The following is a 15,216-nucleotide window of genomic DNA, read 5'->3' on the forward strand; positions in this document are numbered from 1 at the left end:
CCGCCATGGTGACGATCAGGGATGTGGCCCGCGAGGCCGGCGTGTCGGTGAGCACCGTCTCCCACGTCATCAACGCCACCCGCTTCGTGGCGCCGGAGACCGAGCGGCTGGTGCGCGACGCCATCGAGCGGCTGGGCTATGCCCCCAACGGCATCGCCCGCGCGCTGAAGGGCAGCCGCACCCGCACGCTGGGCATGATCGTCACCGCCAGCTCCAACCCCTTCTTCGCGCAGGTCATCCACGGGCTGGAGACGGCGATCTCCGAGCGCGGCTACAGCCTGATCCTGTGCAACAGCGACGACGAGCCCGAACGGCAGCTCCGCGCCTTCGACGCGCTGCACAACCGCCGCATCGACGGGCTGGTGGTGATGACCACCGACGCCGACCTCGGCTTTCTCGACACGGTGCAGGCGCGGGCGCCGTCGCTGCCGCTGCTGCTGCTCGACACCGACCCGCGGCCGGGCGCCTGCGCGGTGGCCGACGATTCCGCCAGGGGCGGGCTGCTCGCCGCCCGGCTGCTGGCCGGGCGCGGCTTCCGCCGCATCGCCTGCATCACCGGGCCGGCACGCCACCCGCGGTCCCGCGCGCGGCTGATCGGCTTCGCCGAAGGGCTGGGCGAAGCGCGCATGGCGCTCGATCCCGCCCTGCTGCGCGAATCCGACCTGACCATCGCCGGCGGCTACGCCGCGGCGGTGTCGCTGCTCGACGACGACCTGCCGCCCGATGCGGTCTTCGCCTTCAACGACCTGATGGCGGTCGGCGTGCTGCGTGCCGCGGCCGAGCGCGGCCTGTCCGTCCCGGGATCACTGTCGGTGCTGGGCTATGACGACATCGAGCTGGCCGCCTACCTCACCCCGCCGCTTTCGACCGTGCGCCAGTCGGCGGCCCTGCTGGGCGCCCGCGCGGCGGAGCTGCTGATCGACCACCTGGAGGAGGGCCGGCCCCTGCCGGACCTGCTGTCCCTGCCACCCGACCTCGTCCTGCGCGATTCGGTCGGCTGGCCTTCCGCGAGGCACCCATGACCACCGCTTCCCCCATCCCGGCCGCGGCGCGGCCCATCGTCGTCTTCGGCAGCGTCAACATCGACGTCTGCGCCTACAGCGAGCGGCTTCCCCGCCCCGGCGAGACGGTGCACGGCTCGCGCTATGCCATGGGGCTGGGCGGCAAGGGGGCCAACCAGGCCTCCGCCGCCTCGCGGCTCGGCGGGCTGGTCGAGATGGTCGGGCGGACCGGCGGCGACGCCTTCGGCGAGATGGCGCGCAGCCGCCTGGCCGGGTTCGGCGTGCGGACCGGCCACCTGCTGAGCGACCCGGCGGCGGCGACCGGCATCGCGGTCATCGGCGTCGAGTCCTCGGGCGAGAACTGCATCACCGTGATCGGCGGCGCCAACATGGCGGTGAGCGGGGACGACGCGGCGCGCAACGCCGCCCTGCTGGGCAGTGCCGCCGTGCTGCTCCTGCAGCTGGAGGTGCCGATGCCGGCCGCCCTGGCCGCGGCGGCGGCGGTGCGGGCCGGCGGGGGGCGGGTGATCCTCGACCCCGCCCCGGCCCCGCGCGGCGGCCTGCCGGACGAGGTGTTCCGCGCGGTGGACGCCATGACGCCGAACGAGACGGAGACCGAAGCGCTGGTCGGCCTGCGCCCGTCGACACCGGAGGAGGCCGCCGCCGCCGCCGGGCGGCTGACGGAGCGCGGCCTGTCCATCGCCATCGTCAAGATGGGAGCGAAGGGCGTCTGTTTCCGCGGCCCCGGCGAGCAGGGGTTCGTGCCGCCCTTCCCGGTGACGGCGATCGACACGGTGGCGGCCGGCGACTGCTTCAACGGCGGCCTCGCCTTCGCGCTCGCCGCGGCGACGGGCTGGGCGAGGCCGTGCGCTTCGCCGCCGCCTGCGGGGCGCTCGCCACCACCCGTCCGGGCGCGGCGGAGTCCGCCCCGACCCTGGCGGAGGTGACGGCGCTGCTCGGCTAGGCAGGTTTTCCGACCTCCGCCCACACATGGGCGGGCTCGGAGAACCTGCGGATCCTTGGGTTTGCAGGTTTCTCCGGCCGGGCCATGCGTGGTCCGATCTGGAGAAACCTGCTTAGGCCGCCAGACACGCCTCTACCGCCTCGGCGAGGCTCAGGATGTCCGCCGGCCCGGTCGCCGGGTTCATCAGGGCCAGCCGCAGCCAGCGCCGGCCGCGGAACTCCGTCGTGGAGATGTAGTGCCGCCCGGCCTCGGTCAGGCGCCTGCGCAGGTCGAGCTGCAGCGCGTCGTCGCCCTGGACGCGGAAGCAGACGATGTTGGATTCCGGGTCCACCGCCAGTTCGAAGCCCGGGCGGGAGCGGAGGATCGCCGCGGCCTCCCGCGCCAGCGCCGTCTGGCGGTCGATGAAGGCCGCCGCCGCGCGCTCCCCGTCCGCGGCCAGCGAGAAGAACAGCCGAAGCCCCAGAGCCGCCTTGGTGCATTCGACGGTGCGGTGGATGAAGTCGAAGCCGGGCTGCTCCTTCTCGTGGAACAGGTAGCTCGCCTCCTCCTGGAACGCCCCGTCGAGGGTCCGGTGGTCGCGCACCAGGACGGCGGCGCAGAGCGTCGGGGTCCGCAGCATCTTGTGGGCATCCCACACCAGGGAGTCGGCCAGTTCGACCCCGTCGAGCCGGCCGCGCTGCCGCTCGGACAGCAGGGCCGACGCGCCGTGCGCGCCGTCGACATGCAGCCAGACCCCGCGGTCCCGGCAGACGGCCGCGACGGCACGGATCGGGTCGTAGAGACCGGCGGCGGTGGCGCAGGCGTTGGCGACCACGGCCAGGATCTCCGATCCGCTCCGCCGCAGGCCGTCGATGAGGTCCGGCAGGCGGGCCGGGTCGAGGCGGCCGTCCGCATCGGTCGGGGCGCTCCGCACCGCCCTCTGGCCGAGTCCGAGGATGCCGGCGGCCCTGGCGATGGAATAGTGGCAGCCGGCCGGGGCGACGATCACCAGATTGCCCGGCGTGCCGTCCCGCCAGGCCTCCGGCGCCACGCGGGCACGGGCGGCCGACAGGGCGGTCAGGTTGGCGAGCGAGCCGCCATGGGTCAGGACGCCGCCGCCATGGTGGTCGGCCGGCTCCCCGGAACCGGGCATCGGGGCCGGCCGCCAGCCAACCTTGCGCAGCATCCAGTTGAGGACCGCCTGCTCGACCGTGGCGGCGGCGGGACCCATCTCGTAGATGGCCATGGCGTTGTTGGTGAAGGCGTCGACCAGTGCGGCGACGGCGCCGGCCGGGTGGGGCACGGCGACCTGATGCGCCATGTAGCCGGGATGGTGCAGTCGCGTCGACGAACCGAGATAGGCGGCGAGGAACCGGCGCAGCGCCTCGTCCCGCAGCCCGCCCTCCGCGATCAGCCGGTCGAGGTCGAGCGTACGGGCGAGATCGGCCATCGGCGTCTGGCGGATGACCGGGACGCGCCGCTCCAGCGCGTCGGCCGCGTACTCTTCCAGTGCCGAAATTGCGGCGTCGCAATCCATTCGCAGGGTCATGGCTGTCCTCCCTTTCCGGATGCCTGTGGCAGCCCGGTGCCGATCATGTCCGGATATCCGCGACGATGCACCCGGAGGGGCGAGCGTGTCCTTGCGAAGATTGCCGGGACCTGCCAGGGAATGGGACGATTCCACCAAAGAGCCCGCCCTCCGGAGTGATCCATGCTCAAATCGATGGATGAGTTCGACCGCCGCATCCTGCGGGAGCTGCAGATGGAGGGCCGCCTGCCGAACACGGAACTGGCGGATCGCATCGGCCTGTCGGCCACGCCCTGCCTGCGGCGGGTGCGGGCGCTGGAGCAGGGCGGGGTGATCCGCGGCTATCGCGCCGACCTCGACCGGACGCGGATCGGGCTGGGCCTGACGGTGATGGTCGGGGTGAAGGTGGACGGCCACCGCGACGACAGCGCGACCGCCATCCAGCAGGCCTTCCGGGCGATGCCGGAGGTCGTGTCCTGCCATCTGATCTCCGGCGAGGCCGACTTCCTGCTGGAGGTCGTCGTCGCCGACCTGCCGAGCTACGAGCGGTTCCTGCTCGGCACGCTGCTGACGCTGCCGATGGTCAAGGACGTCCGCAGCAACTTCGTCATCCGTACGGTCAAGGACCGCACGCCGCTGCCGCTGGAACAGCCGTGACGGCGCCCGCCGGCTATGCCGCCGGGGCGTCGTGGAACTGGCGCTGGATGTCCAGGATCGCCTGCGGATCGGCCAGCAGCGCCTCGACGCAGGCCGGGTCGAACTTCCGGCCGGCATGCTCGCGCAGGAAGGCGGTCGCCTCCTCGTTGCTCCAGGCTTCCTTGTAGGGGCGCCTGGAGGTCAGGGCGTCGAACACGTCGGCGACCATGACGATGCGGCCCTCCAGCGGGATGTCCTCGCCGGCGAGCCCCCGCGGATAGCCGCTGCCGTCATAGCATTCGTGGTGGCAGCCGACGACGTTGCGCAGCACGCTGCGCAGCGGCAGGGCCTCCAGCCCGTGGTCGCGCACCATGGCGTCGATGATTTCCACGCCCTTGGCGACATGGCCCCGCATGATCTCCAGCTCCGCCGGCTCCAGCCGTCCCGGCTTCAGCAGGATGTTGTCGGGGATCGCCACCTTTCCCACGTCGTGCAGCGGCGCATACTGGAAGACGTATTCGACATATTCGTCCGACAGGCCGCGCTGCAGGGCGACGCGCTGGGCGATCAGTTCGGCATAGTGGCTCATGCGGTCGAGATGGGCGCCGGTCTCCTCGTCGCGGTACTGGCTGACCTGGAGCGCGGTGCGCACCGCCGCCAGCATGGCGCGCTGGCTGGTCAGCTCGCTCGTCACCAGGACGTCGATCAGCCGCCGGAAGGGCGTCAGCGCGGCGATCACGGCATCCGTGAAGTAGCCGGCGCGGCGCGAGTTGAAGAACAGCAGCCCGTACAGCGTGGTGCCGCGGTGGATGCGCACCACGTAGCGCGAGCGGAAGCCGTGCAGCAGGAGCTGCGCCCCGGGACCGTCGCTGCGCTCCGGACCGGCGATGGCGTTGTCCACCCAGGGCTCCCCCGTCCGCGCGACATGGAGCAGGGCGGCATGATGCTGCAGCCTGTCGCTGACGCGGTCGAACGGCCGCGGTCCGGCATTGGCCTCCAGGAAGGTGCGGAGCTGGTCCGTGCCGGCATCATGGACGGCGACGGAGATGCGGTCCACCGCCTCCAGGCCGGGAATGCCGCGGATCTCCTGGTGCAGGGCGCCCAGCCGCTCCGCCAGTCCGCCACCCATGGCGACCCAGGCGTCGTCCTGCGGACGGGTGTCGGATGAGAGAGCGGCCATGTGCTGCATCGCGCCCGGGTTTCGTTGTTGGGACGGAACGGTAAAGACACTGAATAGCATCCATTTGTCATTAATCCGCCAAATTTCCATATCCCGTCTTTGTGCGGCATTGTGCCGCATCTTCCGGCCTCCCTACCGGGCCGCCGTCTCGCTCCAGCCCGGCGGAACGCCGTTCATGTCGGGAAGCTGGTGAGCGATGCCCTTGTGGCAGTCGATGCAGGTGCGCTGCCCGGTGAAGAGGAACTGCTGGTGGATGCGGGCGGCGCGCGCACCCTGCTTCGTGATGTCCATGGACTCCGCACTGTGGCAGTTGCGGCATTCCAGCGAGTTGTTGGCCTTCAGCCGCGACCACTCGTGCTCGGCCAGCTCCCGCCGCTTGTCGAGGAACTTGTCGCGCGTGTCGATGGTGCCGAAGATCTTGCCCCAGACCTCCTTGGAGGCCTGCATCTTGCGGGCGATCTTGTCGGTCCACTGATGCGGGACGTGGCAGTCCGGGCAGGTCGCCCGTACGCCCGACCGGTTGGTGAAGTGGATGGTCTGCTTCAGCTCCTCGTAGACGTTGGAGCGCATCTCGTGGCAGCCCACGCAGAATTTCTCCGTATTGGTCGCCTCCAGCACGGTGTTGAAGCCGCCCCAGAACATGACGCCCGCCACGAAGCCGCCGAGCGTCAGGAAACCGAGGGGGAGATAGCGGCTGGGGCTGGCGATGGTGTGCCAGCACCGTTGCAGGAGGGTGGGGAGCCTGAGCCTCATCGCCGGTCACCCCCGTCGGACGGACGGCTGATGAGGCTGTCGACGTCCTTGAAGCCGTTGGGCACGACCGGCTGCGCCACCGTCTGCGGCACATGGCACTGCATGCAGAAGTAGCGCCGCGGCGACACCGCCCCCAGCGTCTGGCCGTCGCGGTCGACGTAATGGGTGATGCTGATCATCGGCGCCTGGACCGCCTCGGTGTACTGCCGGCTGTGGCAGGTCAGGCAGCGGTTGGTGTTCAGGTTGATCTGGTAGTCGCGGACATTGTGCGGGATGACCGGCGGCTGTTCGGGATAGTTCCGGGCCACCCGACGGTCGTCGGTGACGTCGGCCGGCACCGGCGGCGCGGGGGTCTCGTCGGTGAAGGTCACCGGCGGCCGAAAGGGCGAGTCGATCCGCGGCGTGCCCTGGGCGGAGAGCAGGGCCGGGACGAGGCAGGGCAGGGCCGCCAGAACGGCCAGATGACGCAGTCGCATGGGTCCGGCTCCTTCCTCAGACGGCGACGATCCTGACGGCGCACTTCTTGAAGTCGGTCTGCTTGCTGATCGGGTCGGTGGCGTCGAGCGTGCACTTGTTGATCAGCCGGGCGGAGTCGAACCAGGGCACGAAGACCACGCCGCGCGGCGGCCTGTTGCGGCCGCGCGTCTCCACGCGGGTGCGCATCTCGCCCCGGCGCGACACCACCCGTACCTCCGACCCGCGGCGCAGGCCGCGGTCCTTCGCGTCGTCCGGATGCATGTAGACCAGCGCCATCGGCACCGCCTTGTAGAGCTCCGGCACCCGCATGGTCATGGACCCGCTGTGCCAGTGCTCCAGCATGCGGCCCGTCACCAGCCACAGGTCGAAATCCTTGTCGGGCGATTCCGCCGGCGGTTCGTAGGGGAAGGCGAAGACGTTGGCCTTGCCGTCGGGATTGCCGTAGAAGCGCAGCCCCTCGCCGGCCGGGACGAAGGGGTCGAGCCCCTCGCGGTAGCGCCAGCGCGTCTCCTTGCCCTCCACCACCGGCCAGCGCAGGCCGCGCACCTGGTGGTACTGGTCGAAGGGTGCCAGATCATGCCCGTGGCCGCGCCCGAAGGTGGCGTACTCCTCGAACAGGCCCTTCTGCACGTAGAAGCCGAAGGCCTTGGACTCCTGGTTCTCGTAGGCGGCGTCGAGCTCCGCGACGGGGAACCGGTCGACCTGTCCGTTGCGGTAGAGCACGTCGAACAGCGACTTGCCGCGGAAGCCGGGGTTGGCGTCGAGGACCTCCTTCGGCCACACCTCGTCGGTGGTGAAGCGCTTGGAGAACTCCATGATCTGCCAGAGGTCGGAGCGTGCCTCGCCCGGCGCGGTGACGAGCTGATGCCAGAAATGCGTGCGGCGTTCGGCGTTGCCGTAGGCGCCCTCCTTCTCCACCCACATGGCGGCGGGCAGGATCAGGTCGGCGGCCGAGGCCGTCACCGTGGGATAGGCGTCCGACACCACGATGAAGTTGGCGGGGTTGCGGTAGCCGGGGAACGTCTCGTTCCCGGTGTTGGGCGCCGCCTGAAGGTTGTTGTTGACCATGATCCAGAAGGCGTTGAGCTTGCCGTCCTTCAGCATCCGGTCCATCTGCACGGCGTGATAGCCGACCTTGCCGGGCAGCAGGCCCTTCGGCACCTTCCAGATCTCCTCGGCATGGCTGCGGTGGATCGGGTTCGCCACCTGCATGTCGGCGGGCAGCCGGTGCGAGAAGGTGCCGACCTCGCGCGCCGTGCCGCAGGCCGAGGGCTGGCCGGTCAGCGAGAAGGGGCTGTTGCCCGGCTCGGAGATTTTCCCGGTCAGCAGGTGGATGTTGTAGACCATGTGGTTGGCCCAGACGCCGCGCACATGCTGGTTGAAGCCCATGGTCCACAGCGACATGACCCTGGTCTTCGGGTCGGCGTAGAGCTCGGCCAGGGCGAGCAGCCGCTCCTTCGGCACCTTGCTGAGCTCCGCCGCCTTGTCGACCGTATAGTCGCTGACGAAGCGGGCGAACTCCTCGAAGCTGATCGGCTTGGAATCGGCGGGGTCCTTGGCGTTGGCGGCCCGCACCTCCAGCACATGCTCCGGCCTGAGGCCATAGCCGATGTCCTTCTGGCCCAGGCGGAAGTTGCAGTGCTTCCCGATGAACTCCGTGTTGACCCGGCCGGTCTGGATGATGTGGTTGGCGATGAAGTTCAGGATCGCCAGGTCGGTCCCCGGCTCGAACAGCATGGGAATGTCGGCCAGCTCGAAGCTGCGGTGCTCGAAGGTGGAGAGCACGGCGACCTTGGCGCCGGCGTGGCTGAGCCGCCGGTCGGCGATGCGCGTCCACAGGATGGGGTGCATCTCCGCCATGTTGGAGCCCCACAGCACGAAGGCGTCGGCCGCCTCGATGTCGTCGTAGCAGCCCATCGGCTCGTCCATGCCGAAGGTCCGGATGAAGGCGACGGCGGCGGACGCCATGCAGTGGCGTGCGTTGGGGTCCAGGTTGTTGGTGCGGAAGCCGGCGCGCATCAGCTTGGACGCCGCATAGCCTTCCCAGATCGTCCATTGGCCGGAGCCGAACATGCCGACCGCCTCCGGCCCCTTCTCCTTCAGCACGCGCTTCCATTGGCGGGCCATCTCGTCGAAGGCCTGGTCCCAGGTGACGGGCTGGAACTCGCCCTCCTTGTCGTATCTGCCGTCCTTCATGCGCAGCAGCGGCCGGGTCAGCCGGTCCTCGCCGTACATGATCTTCGACAGGAAATAGCCCTTCACGCAGTTCAGGCCGCGGTTGACCTCCGCCTGCATGTCGCCGTGGGTGGCGACGACGCGGTTCTCCTTCACCGCCACCATGACGCCGCAGCCGGTGCCGCAGAAGCGGCAGGGCGCCTTGGACCATTTGAGCTGCGCATCCTCCCCGGCGATCATCGAGGTCTGGGCCGCCGCCGGCAGGGAAAGCCCGCCGGCCGCCGCCGCCGCGGCCACCGCCTGCGCCTTGATGAAGTCCCGCCGATCCATCATCGCAAGGTCCTCCCATTCTTCATTGTCGTGGTGCGCGAGATCGGGCGCGCCTCAGATCGCGCCGGCTTCCGCCGGTCCGGCATGGTGGAAGACGAGAAGGGCGGCCAGCACCCCGTCGAGATGCTGGATGTCGCTCATGCGTCCGGCGATCCAGCCTTCATCCGGACCTTCCAGGGTCACCACCATCTTCGCCCGCTCCTGCAGGGCGATCTCCGTGCCGGGCATGGCTGCGAGGGCGGTGCGCACCGCCGCCTCCCGGTCCGGCCGGACCTGGACGAGCAGCGAGGCGATGTGCAGCTCGCCGGCAGCGGTATCAGGGCGCGTGGGCGGTGCGGTCATGCGCGGTCTCCTGTCATGGCGCCGGCAGCCGGGCGGACGGCGACGGCGCCGGTCGGGCAGGGCGCCACGCAGGCGCCGCAGCCGGTGCACAGGGCGGCGTCCACCGCGGTGTCGGCAAGTCCGCCCGGGGCCGGCGCGATGCGGATGGCGGATTCGGGGCAGGCGTCGCGGCAGCTCCGGCAGACGATCCGCCGGTTGCCCAGGCAGTCCGCCCCGATCGTGGCGGTCAGCGTCCAGGGGTGCCCGGTGCGGTCGAACAGCGGGGCAGGGCAGGCGTCGGCGCAGGCGCCGCAGAAGCTGCATTCGCCATGTCCGAACCGGATCTCCGGGAAGCCGCCGTCGCCCGGCTGCAGGATGCCTTCGGGGCAGGCCCCGCCGCAGGCGCCGCAGCGGGTGCACAGGGCGGCGAAGCGCTCGGGCGACGACCAGGGTGGCCGGATGGGGGCCGGGTCGCGCGCTTCCCGGCCGCGCCGTGCGCCGCCGCGCAGGAATCGCCGTCTCGCGAGGTCGATGCCGTCGCCGGTCATGGTGGCCTCCGCCGCCGGTCAGACCGGCGGCGGGCCCGGCGGCCCGGCGATGAGCTGGTACATCCAGACACAGAAGCCATAGCCGCCGACCACCGCGATGGACAGGATCGGCCAGATCACCACGGCCAGCAGCAGGAACATGGCGACTTCCTGCCGCCGCGTCGCAGGGGACGCGGCCTGCGCCGCCGTCCCGGCTTCGGTCGCCCGGTGCGATGCCGGACGTTCCGGTCCGGATCTGTGGAATTGGCTCATGGCGGTTACGGTCGAAGTGTCGGTGCAAGAATCCCAACCGCAGGCGGCACAGGAAGTTCCGGTGCCGGGACGGGGTCCGCAACGGTGCGGCGCGCGCGCTGTTGGGAGGATTGAGGATTCCACGACATCAGGAGGCACGGGCACCATGCAGAGGAGGAGAGGACGCGGTCTGTTTTCCGCCGGCAGCCTGGCGGCGTTCGCCGGGGGTGCCGTCGTCGCGGTGATCGCCAGCCGGGTGCTGCCGCCGCTGCTGGCGCAGGCTGCCGGGAGCGCGACCGGGCGCGATCCGTTCGAGGCGCTGGCCGACGACCATCGGCATATCATGGCCCTGCTCACCGAGATGGAGCGGACCCGGCCGGACGAGACCTTCCGGCGCACCCAGCTCCTGCTGCGGCTGAAGCGCCGGCTCGCCGCCCATGCCCTGGCGGAGGAGGACGTGGTCTATCCGCTGCTCCACGACCGGGCCCACGAGGAGGGCGACACGCGCCGCCTCTACGGCGAGCATGCCGACATGAAGATGCACCTGTTCGCGCTGGAACAGATGCCGAAGGACGACCCCGCCTGGCGCAGCCGCCTGAGCGCGTTGAAGACGCTGATCGCCGGACATGTCCGCCAGGAAGAAGAGGTGGATTTCCCGAAGCTGCGCGGCGCGCTCGGGCAGCAGGCCACCGGGCGCCTGTCCGGCACCGTGCAGCGGGAAAAGGCGCTGATCCTTTAGCCGGCGCCATGCCCGCCATCGGGACCCGCCTGCCTGGCGCAGCGGGGCGGGTCCCGCCGGTGGCGGACACGCGCGGGATAAGTTGAATTATGGAAACAATAGCCCGGGGTCAGGAGGCGAGGGAGCCGGCATCGAATTCCGGGGAATAGAAGCGCCAGCCGCCGCGGCCCTGGCGCTTGGCCTGGTACATCGCCATGTCCGCGTTCTTCACGAGCTGCTGAAGGTCGGTCCCATGGTCCGGCGCGAAGGTGATGCCGATGCTGGCGGAGATGTGCAGCGTCTGGCCGGCGATGAGGAACGGCTCCTCCAGATGCTCGAGCAGGCGGCGGGCGACGGCCTCGACCTCCGCATCGTCCCTGATCTCCGACAGGATGACGGTGAACTCGTCGCCGCCGATGCGCGCCACCGTTTCCGAATCCCGGATGCAGGAGGCCATGCGGTGCGCCGCCTCGCGCAGCAGCAGGTCGCCGATCCGGTGGCCGAAGCTGTCGTTCACCCACTTGAAGCGGTCGAGGTCGAGGAACAGCAGGGCCATGCGCTGGTGACAGCGCACCGCCCGGCGGATCGCCTGCTGCAGGCGGTCGTAGAACAGGGTGCGGTTGGGCAGGTCGGTCAGGGCGTCGTAGGTCGCCTGATGGCGGATCAGCTCCTCCGCCTGCTTGCGCTCGGTGACGTCCTGGATCGCCGTGATGAGGCCGAGCACGAGGCCGCCGGCATCGTGGAAAGGCTGGCCGACCTCCTTCAGGTAGAGGGTGCGGCCGTCCCAGGCCGTCACGGCGAACTCGATCTCGAAGCGCCTGTTCTCGGCCCAGGACTGGCGGTAGGCCTCCTGCACCTCGGCGCGGTGCCGGGGGGTGACGCGGTCGAGGAACGTGCCGGCGGTCGTCGGGCTGGCGCCGGCCGGAAGGCCGAGAATGTCGCCGAGATTCTCCGAAACCTCCAGCTCGTCCTCCGGCAGGTGGACCGTGTAGGCCAGCCGGGCGACGCGCTGCGCCTGGGCCAGCCGCGCCTCGCTGAGGCGCAGGGGCTCCTGCCGCTTGAGGTCCAGCAGCACGCGCAGCATCGTCAGGAACAGGGCGGCCAGCGCCAGGACGAAGACCGCGCCGTAGGGGGCGGTATCCCGGACCAGCGTCCGGCCGGGCTGTTCGGGCGTCCAGGTGAGATGGCCGAGCGGCTGCCCAGCCATGTCGCGCAGCGGCAGCGCCGCGAGATGGTCCGGCGCCGACAGTCCCGCGGCCCCCCTGCCCGCCTCCAACCTCTTCCGCTCGTCCTCGCCGCCGGCAACGAAGCGCAGGTCGCCGATGCGGCGCGAACCGGCGACCTTGGTCAGCTCCTTGTCGAGCGACACGAGAAACACCTGCACCGGCCGGTCGGGGTTGGGCGGGAGCGGCGCACGGCCCTCCTCATACTCGATGATGCGCGCGCCGAAGATGAAGAGGGTCCGCCCGATCCGGATCAGCCCGCCGAAGGCGTCCCGCCGTGCGCGTGCCAGGGCGACGAGCGCCATCAGCTCCGCGTTCTCGCGCGCGGCCTCTCCCAGGTCGGTGCGCAGGGCGCCGTTCTGCGAGGCATAGACGAGGGTGTCGTTGCCCGCCCACGCATAGGAGCGGTCGAGGCCCCACAGCCGCTCCGCATAGGGACCGACATTGGCATTGACCCAGTTGCTGTCGAAACGGACGACGATGTTGTCGACCGCGTCGTTCCACAGGCTGTATTCCTCGGCCTTCTTCGCCATGGCCCGGGTCAGCTCGCCCAGCGCCTCGTCGACCTCCGCCCGCGTCCGCTCGGCCGAGGCGGTGTCGATCCGCCGCGTCGATTCCAGGACGATGAACAGCCCGAAGGCGATGCTGATCACCACCAGGGCGATAGAAAGCAAGCCAAGTACATTAAGACGACGTGTGTCGTCCGAATCCTGGCCGAAGTATCTATGACTGCTGGTGCGGGTCATCATGGAATGCTTCTGCGATGTCCACGATTCGAGAAATGGTCGCACTCGGGCGTTAATTTTCTCCTTATGAAGGCCATTCGCGGATGAGCAACTTCCCCCGCCGTTCCGACCAAAGTTCCAGCCCGTCCTGTCCCGCAGCTATTTGTTGCACTGCTTCCTGTTGCTGTCAGCAATGGGAGATTCGGCGAAGGACGGCAACTTTTTCTTCACCATATTCGCATGATGCGGGTTCGATCTATAATCTGTGTCGTCAGCATTGCGGCGGCGGGCGGTCCGCTCTATAAAACGAGCGTTCGCTCGGAAATTGACCGTGCCAGCGAACCGGTGGGAGGAAGCATGAGCGTCACCATGACCCTGGCCGGGCGCAGCGCGCTCGTGACCGGCGCCTCCAGCGGGCTCGGCCGTCATTTCGCGCAGGTTCTGGCCGCGGCCGGGGCGCGGGTGGCGCTCGCCGCCCGGCGCAGGGAGGCGCTGGAGGAAACCCGCGCCGCGGTCGAGGCCGCGGGCGGCAGTGCCGTCGTCCTGGCGATGGACGTCACCGATCCCGCCTCCGTCGCCCGCGCGGTGGCCGAGGCGGCCGAGGCGCTGGGCGGCATCGACGTCCTGGTCAACAATGCCGGCGTCACCGCCACCACCCCCTTCCTCGACCTGGAGGAGGAGGAGTGGGACCGCGTCATCGCCACCAACCTGACCGGCTGCGCCCGCGTGGCCCGCGAAGTCGCCCGGCACATGCGCGACGGTGCAGCGGACGGAACCGGCCGGACCGGCGGCTCCATCGTCAACATCGCCTCCATCCTCGGACTGCGGGTCGCCGGACAGGTCGCGCCCTACGCGGCGTCCAAGGCCGGGCTGGTGCAGTTGACCAGGGCGATGGCGCTGGAACTGGCCCGCCACGGCATCCGGGTCAACGCGCTCTGCCCCGGCTATCTCGAAACCGAACTGAACCGCGACTTCTTCGCCACCGATGCAGGACGGGCGCTGGTCCGGCGGATTCCGCAGCGCCGGCTCGGCCGGCTGGAGGAGCTGGACGGCCCGCTGCTGCTGCTGTGCTCCGACGCCGGCTCCTACATGACGGGTTCCGTGATCGCCGTGGACGGCGGCCACCTCGTCTCCTCCCTCTGAGCGCCCGCCGCCCCCTCTCCCCGACCGAGGACAAGAGCCCCATGGACTTCACGCTGCCGCCCGAGCTGGACGACCACCGCCGCCGCGTCCGCGCCTTCGTCGAGGAGGAGATCCTCCCGGTGGAGGGCGACCGGGCGAACTGGGACGAGCATGAGAACATCGCCGCGGAGCCGCTGGAGCGGCTGCGCGCCAAGGCGAAGGCCGCCGGGCTGTGGGCGCTGCAGCTTCCCCGCGAGTGGGGCGGCCAGGGGCTGCCGATGGTCGGGCTCGCCGCCTGCTACGAGGAGATGAACCGCTCGATCTTCGGGCCGGTCTGCTTCAACGCCGCCGCTCCCGACGACGGGAACATGCGGTTGCTGAGCCAGGTCGCCACGCCGGCCCAGAAGGAACGCTGGCTGCGCCCGATCGCCGAGGGGCGGGTGCGCAGCGCCTTCGCGATGACCGAGCCGCATCCCGGCGGCGGCTCCGACCCGTCGATGATGCGCACGCGGGCGGAGCGCCGGGGCGACCGTTGGGTGGTCACCGGGCACAAGTGGTTCATCACCGGCGCCGGCGAGGCGCAGCACTTCATCCTGATCGCCCGCACCTCCGACGACCCGCGCAAGGGTCTGAGCGCCTTCCTGTTCGACCGCGACCAGCCGGGCTGGCGCATCGAGCGGCGCATTCCGATCATGGGGCCGGAGGAGCATGGCGGCCATTGCGAGCTGATCTTCGACGGTCTGGAGATCGCGGACGAGGATGTGCTGATGAGCATCGGCGACGGGCTGAAGGCGACGCAGATCCGCCTGGGGCCGGCGCGGCTGACCCACTGCATGCGCTGGACCGGGCTCGCCAAGCGCTGCCTGGAGATCGCCGGTGCCTACGTCAAGGAGCGCGAGAGCTTCGGCAGCACGCTGGCCGAGCATGAGGGGGTGCAGTGGCTGCTGGGCGAGGCGGCGATGCAGATCGAGATCGGCCGGCTGCTGACCATGAAGGCGGCATGGGCGCTCGACCACGGCAGCTATGCCCGCAAGGAGGTGTCGATGGCCAAGGTGCAGGTTGCCGACACGCTGTTCAAGGCGGTGGACACCGCCGTGCAGCTCTGCGGCGCGCGGGGCTACTCCAAGGATACGGTGCTGGAGTGGATCTACCGCTATGCCCGCCAGGCCAAGCTGGTGGACGGCGCGTCGGAGGTCCACAAGATGGTGCTCAGCCGCTCCTACCTCGCGGAGGGCGACGGGTTCTGGCGCTGGGGGTGAGCGCCGGCAGGGCGTCCAACCTTCAACGGCACACCACCCGCTCCCG

At 70.3% G+C, this 15,216-nt stretch carries 14 protein-coding genes and 1 pseudogene; 6 read left to right on the forward strand and 9 right to left on the reverse strand.

The annotated features are described in order from the left end of the window. The first annotated feature begins 5 nt into the window (after nucleotides 1-5). Nucleotides 6-1,022: a LacI family DNA-binding transcriptional regulator gene (locus tag DEW08_RS28360; protein ID WP_109333720.1), complete on the forward strand. Its 1,017-nt coding sequence runs from the start codon at nucleotides 6-8 to the stop codon at nucleotides 1,020-1,022. Continuing rightward, nucleotides 1,019-1,965: pseudogene (gene rbsK / locus DEW08_RS28365) on the forward strand (ribokinase). The gene DEW08_RS28360 and the pseudogene rbsK overlap by 4 nt, the downstream one beginning before the upstream one ends. A gap of 112 nt (nucleotides 1,966-2,077) precedes the next feature. Here rbsK and DEW08_RS28370 read toward each other — a convergent pair. Next, complete coding sequence (locus DEW08_RS28370) at nucleotides 2,078-3,493, reverse strand: pyridoxal phosphate-dependent decarboxylase family protein (protein ID WP_109333722.1); 1,416 nt, start codon at nucleotides 3,491-3,493, stop codon at nucleotides 2,078-2,080. A 162-nt stretch (nucleotides 3,494-3,655) separates the two neighbouring features. Here DEW08_RS28370 and DEW08_RS28375 point away from each other — a divergent pair, with 162 nt between their 5' ends. Continuing rightward, the gene (locus DEW08_RS28375; protein WP_245987059.1) at nucleotides 3,656-4,129 is read left to right on the forward strand and encodes an Lrp/AsnC family transcriptional regulator; all 474 of its coding nucleotides are present in this window, start codon (nucleotides 3,656-3,658) and stop codon (nucleotides 4,127-4,129) included. 13 nt (nucleotides 4,130-4,142) lie between these two features. Here DEW08_RS28375 and DEW08_RS28380 read toward each other — a convergent pair whose 3' ends face one another. The 7 genes from DEW08_RS28380 to napE form a co-directional block, all read right to left on the reverse strand. Then, nucleotides 4,143-5,288, reverse strand: coding sequence for an HD-GYP domain-containing protein (locus tag DEW08_RS28380; protein ID WP_109334154.1), 1,146 nt, complete (start codon nucleotides 5,286-5,288; stop codon nucleotides 4,143-4,145). Between the two features lie 132 nt (nucleotides 5,289-5,420). Then, complete coding sequence (locus DEW08_RS28385) at nucleotides 5,421-6,041, reverse strand: NapC/NirT family cytochrome c (RefSeq protein WP_109333724.1); 621 nt, start codon at nucleotides 6,039-6,041, stop codon at nucleotides 5,421-5,423. Next, nucleotides 6,038-6,517, reverse strand: a complete 480-nt coding sequence (locus DEW08_RS28390) for a nitrate reductase cytochrome c-type subunit (protein WP_109333726.1) — start codon at nucleotides 6,515-6,517, stop codon at nucleotides 6,038-6,040. Before DEW08_RS28390 ends, DEW08_RS28385 begins: the two co-directional genes overlap by 4 nt. A gap of 16 nt (nucleotides 6,518-6,533) precedes the next feature. Then, entirely contained in the window at nucleotides 6,534-9,026 is a 2,493-nt protein-coding gene (gene napA, locus DEW08_RS28395; protein ID WP_109333728.1) for a periplasmic nitrate reductase subunit alpha, read from the reverse strand. A 51-nt stretch (nucleotides 9,027-9,077) separates the two neighbouring features. Further along, nucleotides 9,078-9,365 carry a chaperone NapD gene (locus tag DEW08_RS28400; protein WP_109333731.1) on the reverse strand — a complete coding sequence of 96 codons (288 nt, stop codon included), beginning with the start codon at nucleotides 9,363-9,365 and terminating at the stop codon, nucleotides 9,078-9,080. Further along, nucleotides 9,362-9,892, reverse strand: coding sequence for a ferredoxin-type protein NapF (gene napF / locus DEW08_RS28405; protein ID WP_109333733.1), 531 nt, complete (start codon nucleotides 9,890-9,892; stop codon nucleotides 9,362-9,364). The genes DEW08_RS28400 and napF overlap by 4 nt, the downstream gene beginning before the upstream one ends. Before the next feature lie 18 nt (nucleotides 9,893-9,910). Then, nucleotides 9,911-10,291: a periplasmic nitrate reductase, NapE protein gene (gene napE / locus DEW08_RS33925; protein ID WP_425429145.1), complete on the reverse strand. Its 381-nt coding sequence runs from the start codon at nucleotides 10,289-10,291 to the stop codon at nucleotides 9,911-9,913. Here napE and DEW08_RS28415 point away from each other — a divergent pair. Then, nucleotides 10,290-10,862 carry a hemerythrin domain-containing protein gene (locus DEW08_RS28415; protein WP_109333737.1) on the forward strand — a complete coding sequence of 191 codons (573 nt, stop codon included), beginning with the start codon at nucleotides 10,290-10,292 and terminating at the stop codon, nucleotides 10,860-10,862. The two genes, napE and DEW08_RS28415, sit on opposite strands and share 2 nt — an antisense overlap. Nucleotides 10,863-10,971: 109 nt before the next feature. On the opposite strand, the gene DEW08_RS28420 is transcribed toward DEW08_RS28415, so the two are convergent. Further along, on the reverse strand, nucleotides 10,972-12,738 hold the full coding sequence (locus tag DEW08_RS28420; protein WP_168220548.1) for a diguanylate cyclase domain-containing protein: 1,767 nt from the start codon (nucleotides 12,736-12,738) through the stop codon (nucleotides 10,972-10,974). A 408-nt stretch (nucleotides 12,739-13,146) separates the two neighbouring features. Between DEW08_RS28420 and DEW08_RS28425 the strand changes: the two genes are divergently transcribed. Continuing rightward, nucleotides 13,147-13,932, forward strand: coding sequence for a glucose 1-dehydrogenase (locus DEW08_RS28425; RefSeq protein WP_109333741.1), 786 nt, complete (start codon nucleotides 13,147-13,149; stop codon nucleotides 13,930-13,932). Nucleotides 13,933-13,973: 41 nt separating this feature from the next. Further along, nucleotides 13,974-15,170, forward strand: coding sequence for an acyl-CoA dehydrogenase family protein (locus DEW08_RS28430; protein WP_109333743.1), 1,197 nt, complete (start codon nucleotides 13,974-13,976; stop codon nucleotides 15,168-15,170). Nucleotides 15,171-15,216: the final 46 nt, after the last annotated feature.

Source organism: Azospirillum thermophilum, from assembly GCF_003130795.1.
In the GTDB taxonomy this organism is placed as follows: Bacteria; Pseudomonadota; Alphaproteobacteria; order Azospirillales; family Azospirillaceae; genus Azospirillum; species Azospirillum thermophilum.

Bases quoted from the DNA above. Each gene is read 5' to 3' on its own strand.
- DEW08_RS28360 (WP_109333720.1), top strand. From the start codon at position 6: ATGGTGACGATCAGGGATGTGGCCCGCGAGGCCGGCGTGTCGGTGAGC.
- DEW08_RS28370 (WP_109333722.1), bottom strand. From the start codon at position 3,493: ATGACCCTGCGAATGGATTGCGACGCCGCAATTTCGGCACTGGAAGAG.
- DEW08_RS28375 (WP_245987059.1), top strand. From the start codon at position 3,656: ATGCTCAAATCGATGGATGAGTTCGACCGCCGCATCCTGCGGGAGCTG.
- DEW08_RS28380 (WP_109334154.1), bottom strand. From the start codon at position 5,288: ATGGCCGCTCTCTCATCCGACACCCGTCCGCAGGACGACGCCTGGGTC.
- DEW08_RS28385 (WP_109333724.1), bottom strand. From the start codon at position 6,041: ATGAGGCTCAGGCTCCCCACCCTCCTGCAACGGTGCTGGCACACCATC.
- DEW08_RS28390 (WP_109333726.1), bottom strand. From the start codon at position 6,517: ATGCGACTGCGTCATCTGGCCGTTCTGGCGGCCCTGCCCTGCCTCGTC.
- napA (WP_109333728.1), bottom strand. From the start codon at position 9,026: ATGATGGATCGGCGGGACTTCATCAAGGCGCAGGCGGTGGCCGCGGCG.
- DEW08_RS28400 (WP_109333731.1), bottom strand. From the start codon at position 9,365: ATGACCGCACCGCCCACGCGCCCTGATACCGCTGCCGGCGAGCTGCAC.
- napF (WP_109333733.1), bottom strand. From the start codon at position 9,892: ATGACCGGCGACGGCATCGACCTCGCGAGACGGCGATTCCTGCGCGGC.
- DEW08_RS28415 (WP_109333737.1), top strand. From the start codon at position 10,290: ATGCAGAGGAGGAGAGGACGCGGTCTGTTTTCCGCCGGCAGCCTGGCG.
- napE (WP_425429145.1), bottom strand. From the start codon at position 10,291: ATGGTGCCCGTGCCTCCTGATGTCGTGGAATCCTCAATCCTCCCAACA.
- DEW08_RS28425 (WP_109333741.1), top strand. From the start codon at position 13,147: ATGAGCGTCACCATGACCCTGGCCGGGCGCAGCGCGCTCGTGACCGGC.
- DEW08_RS28430 (WP_109333743.1), top strand. From the start codon at position 13,974: ATGGACTTCACGCTGCCGCCCGAGCTGGACGACCACCGCCGCCGCGTC.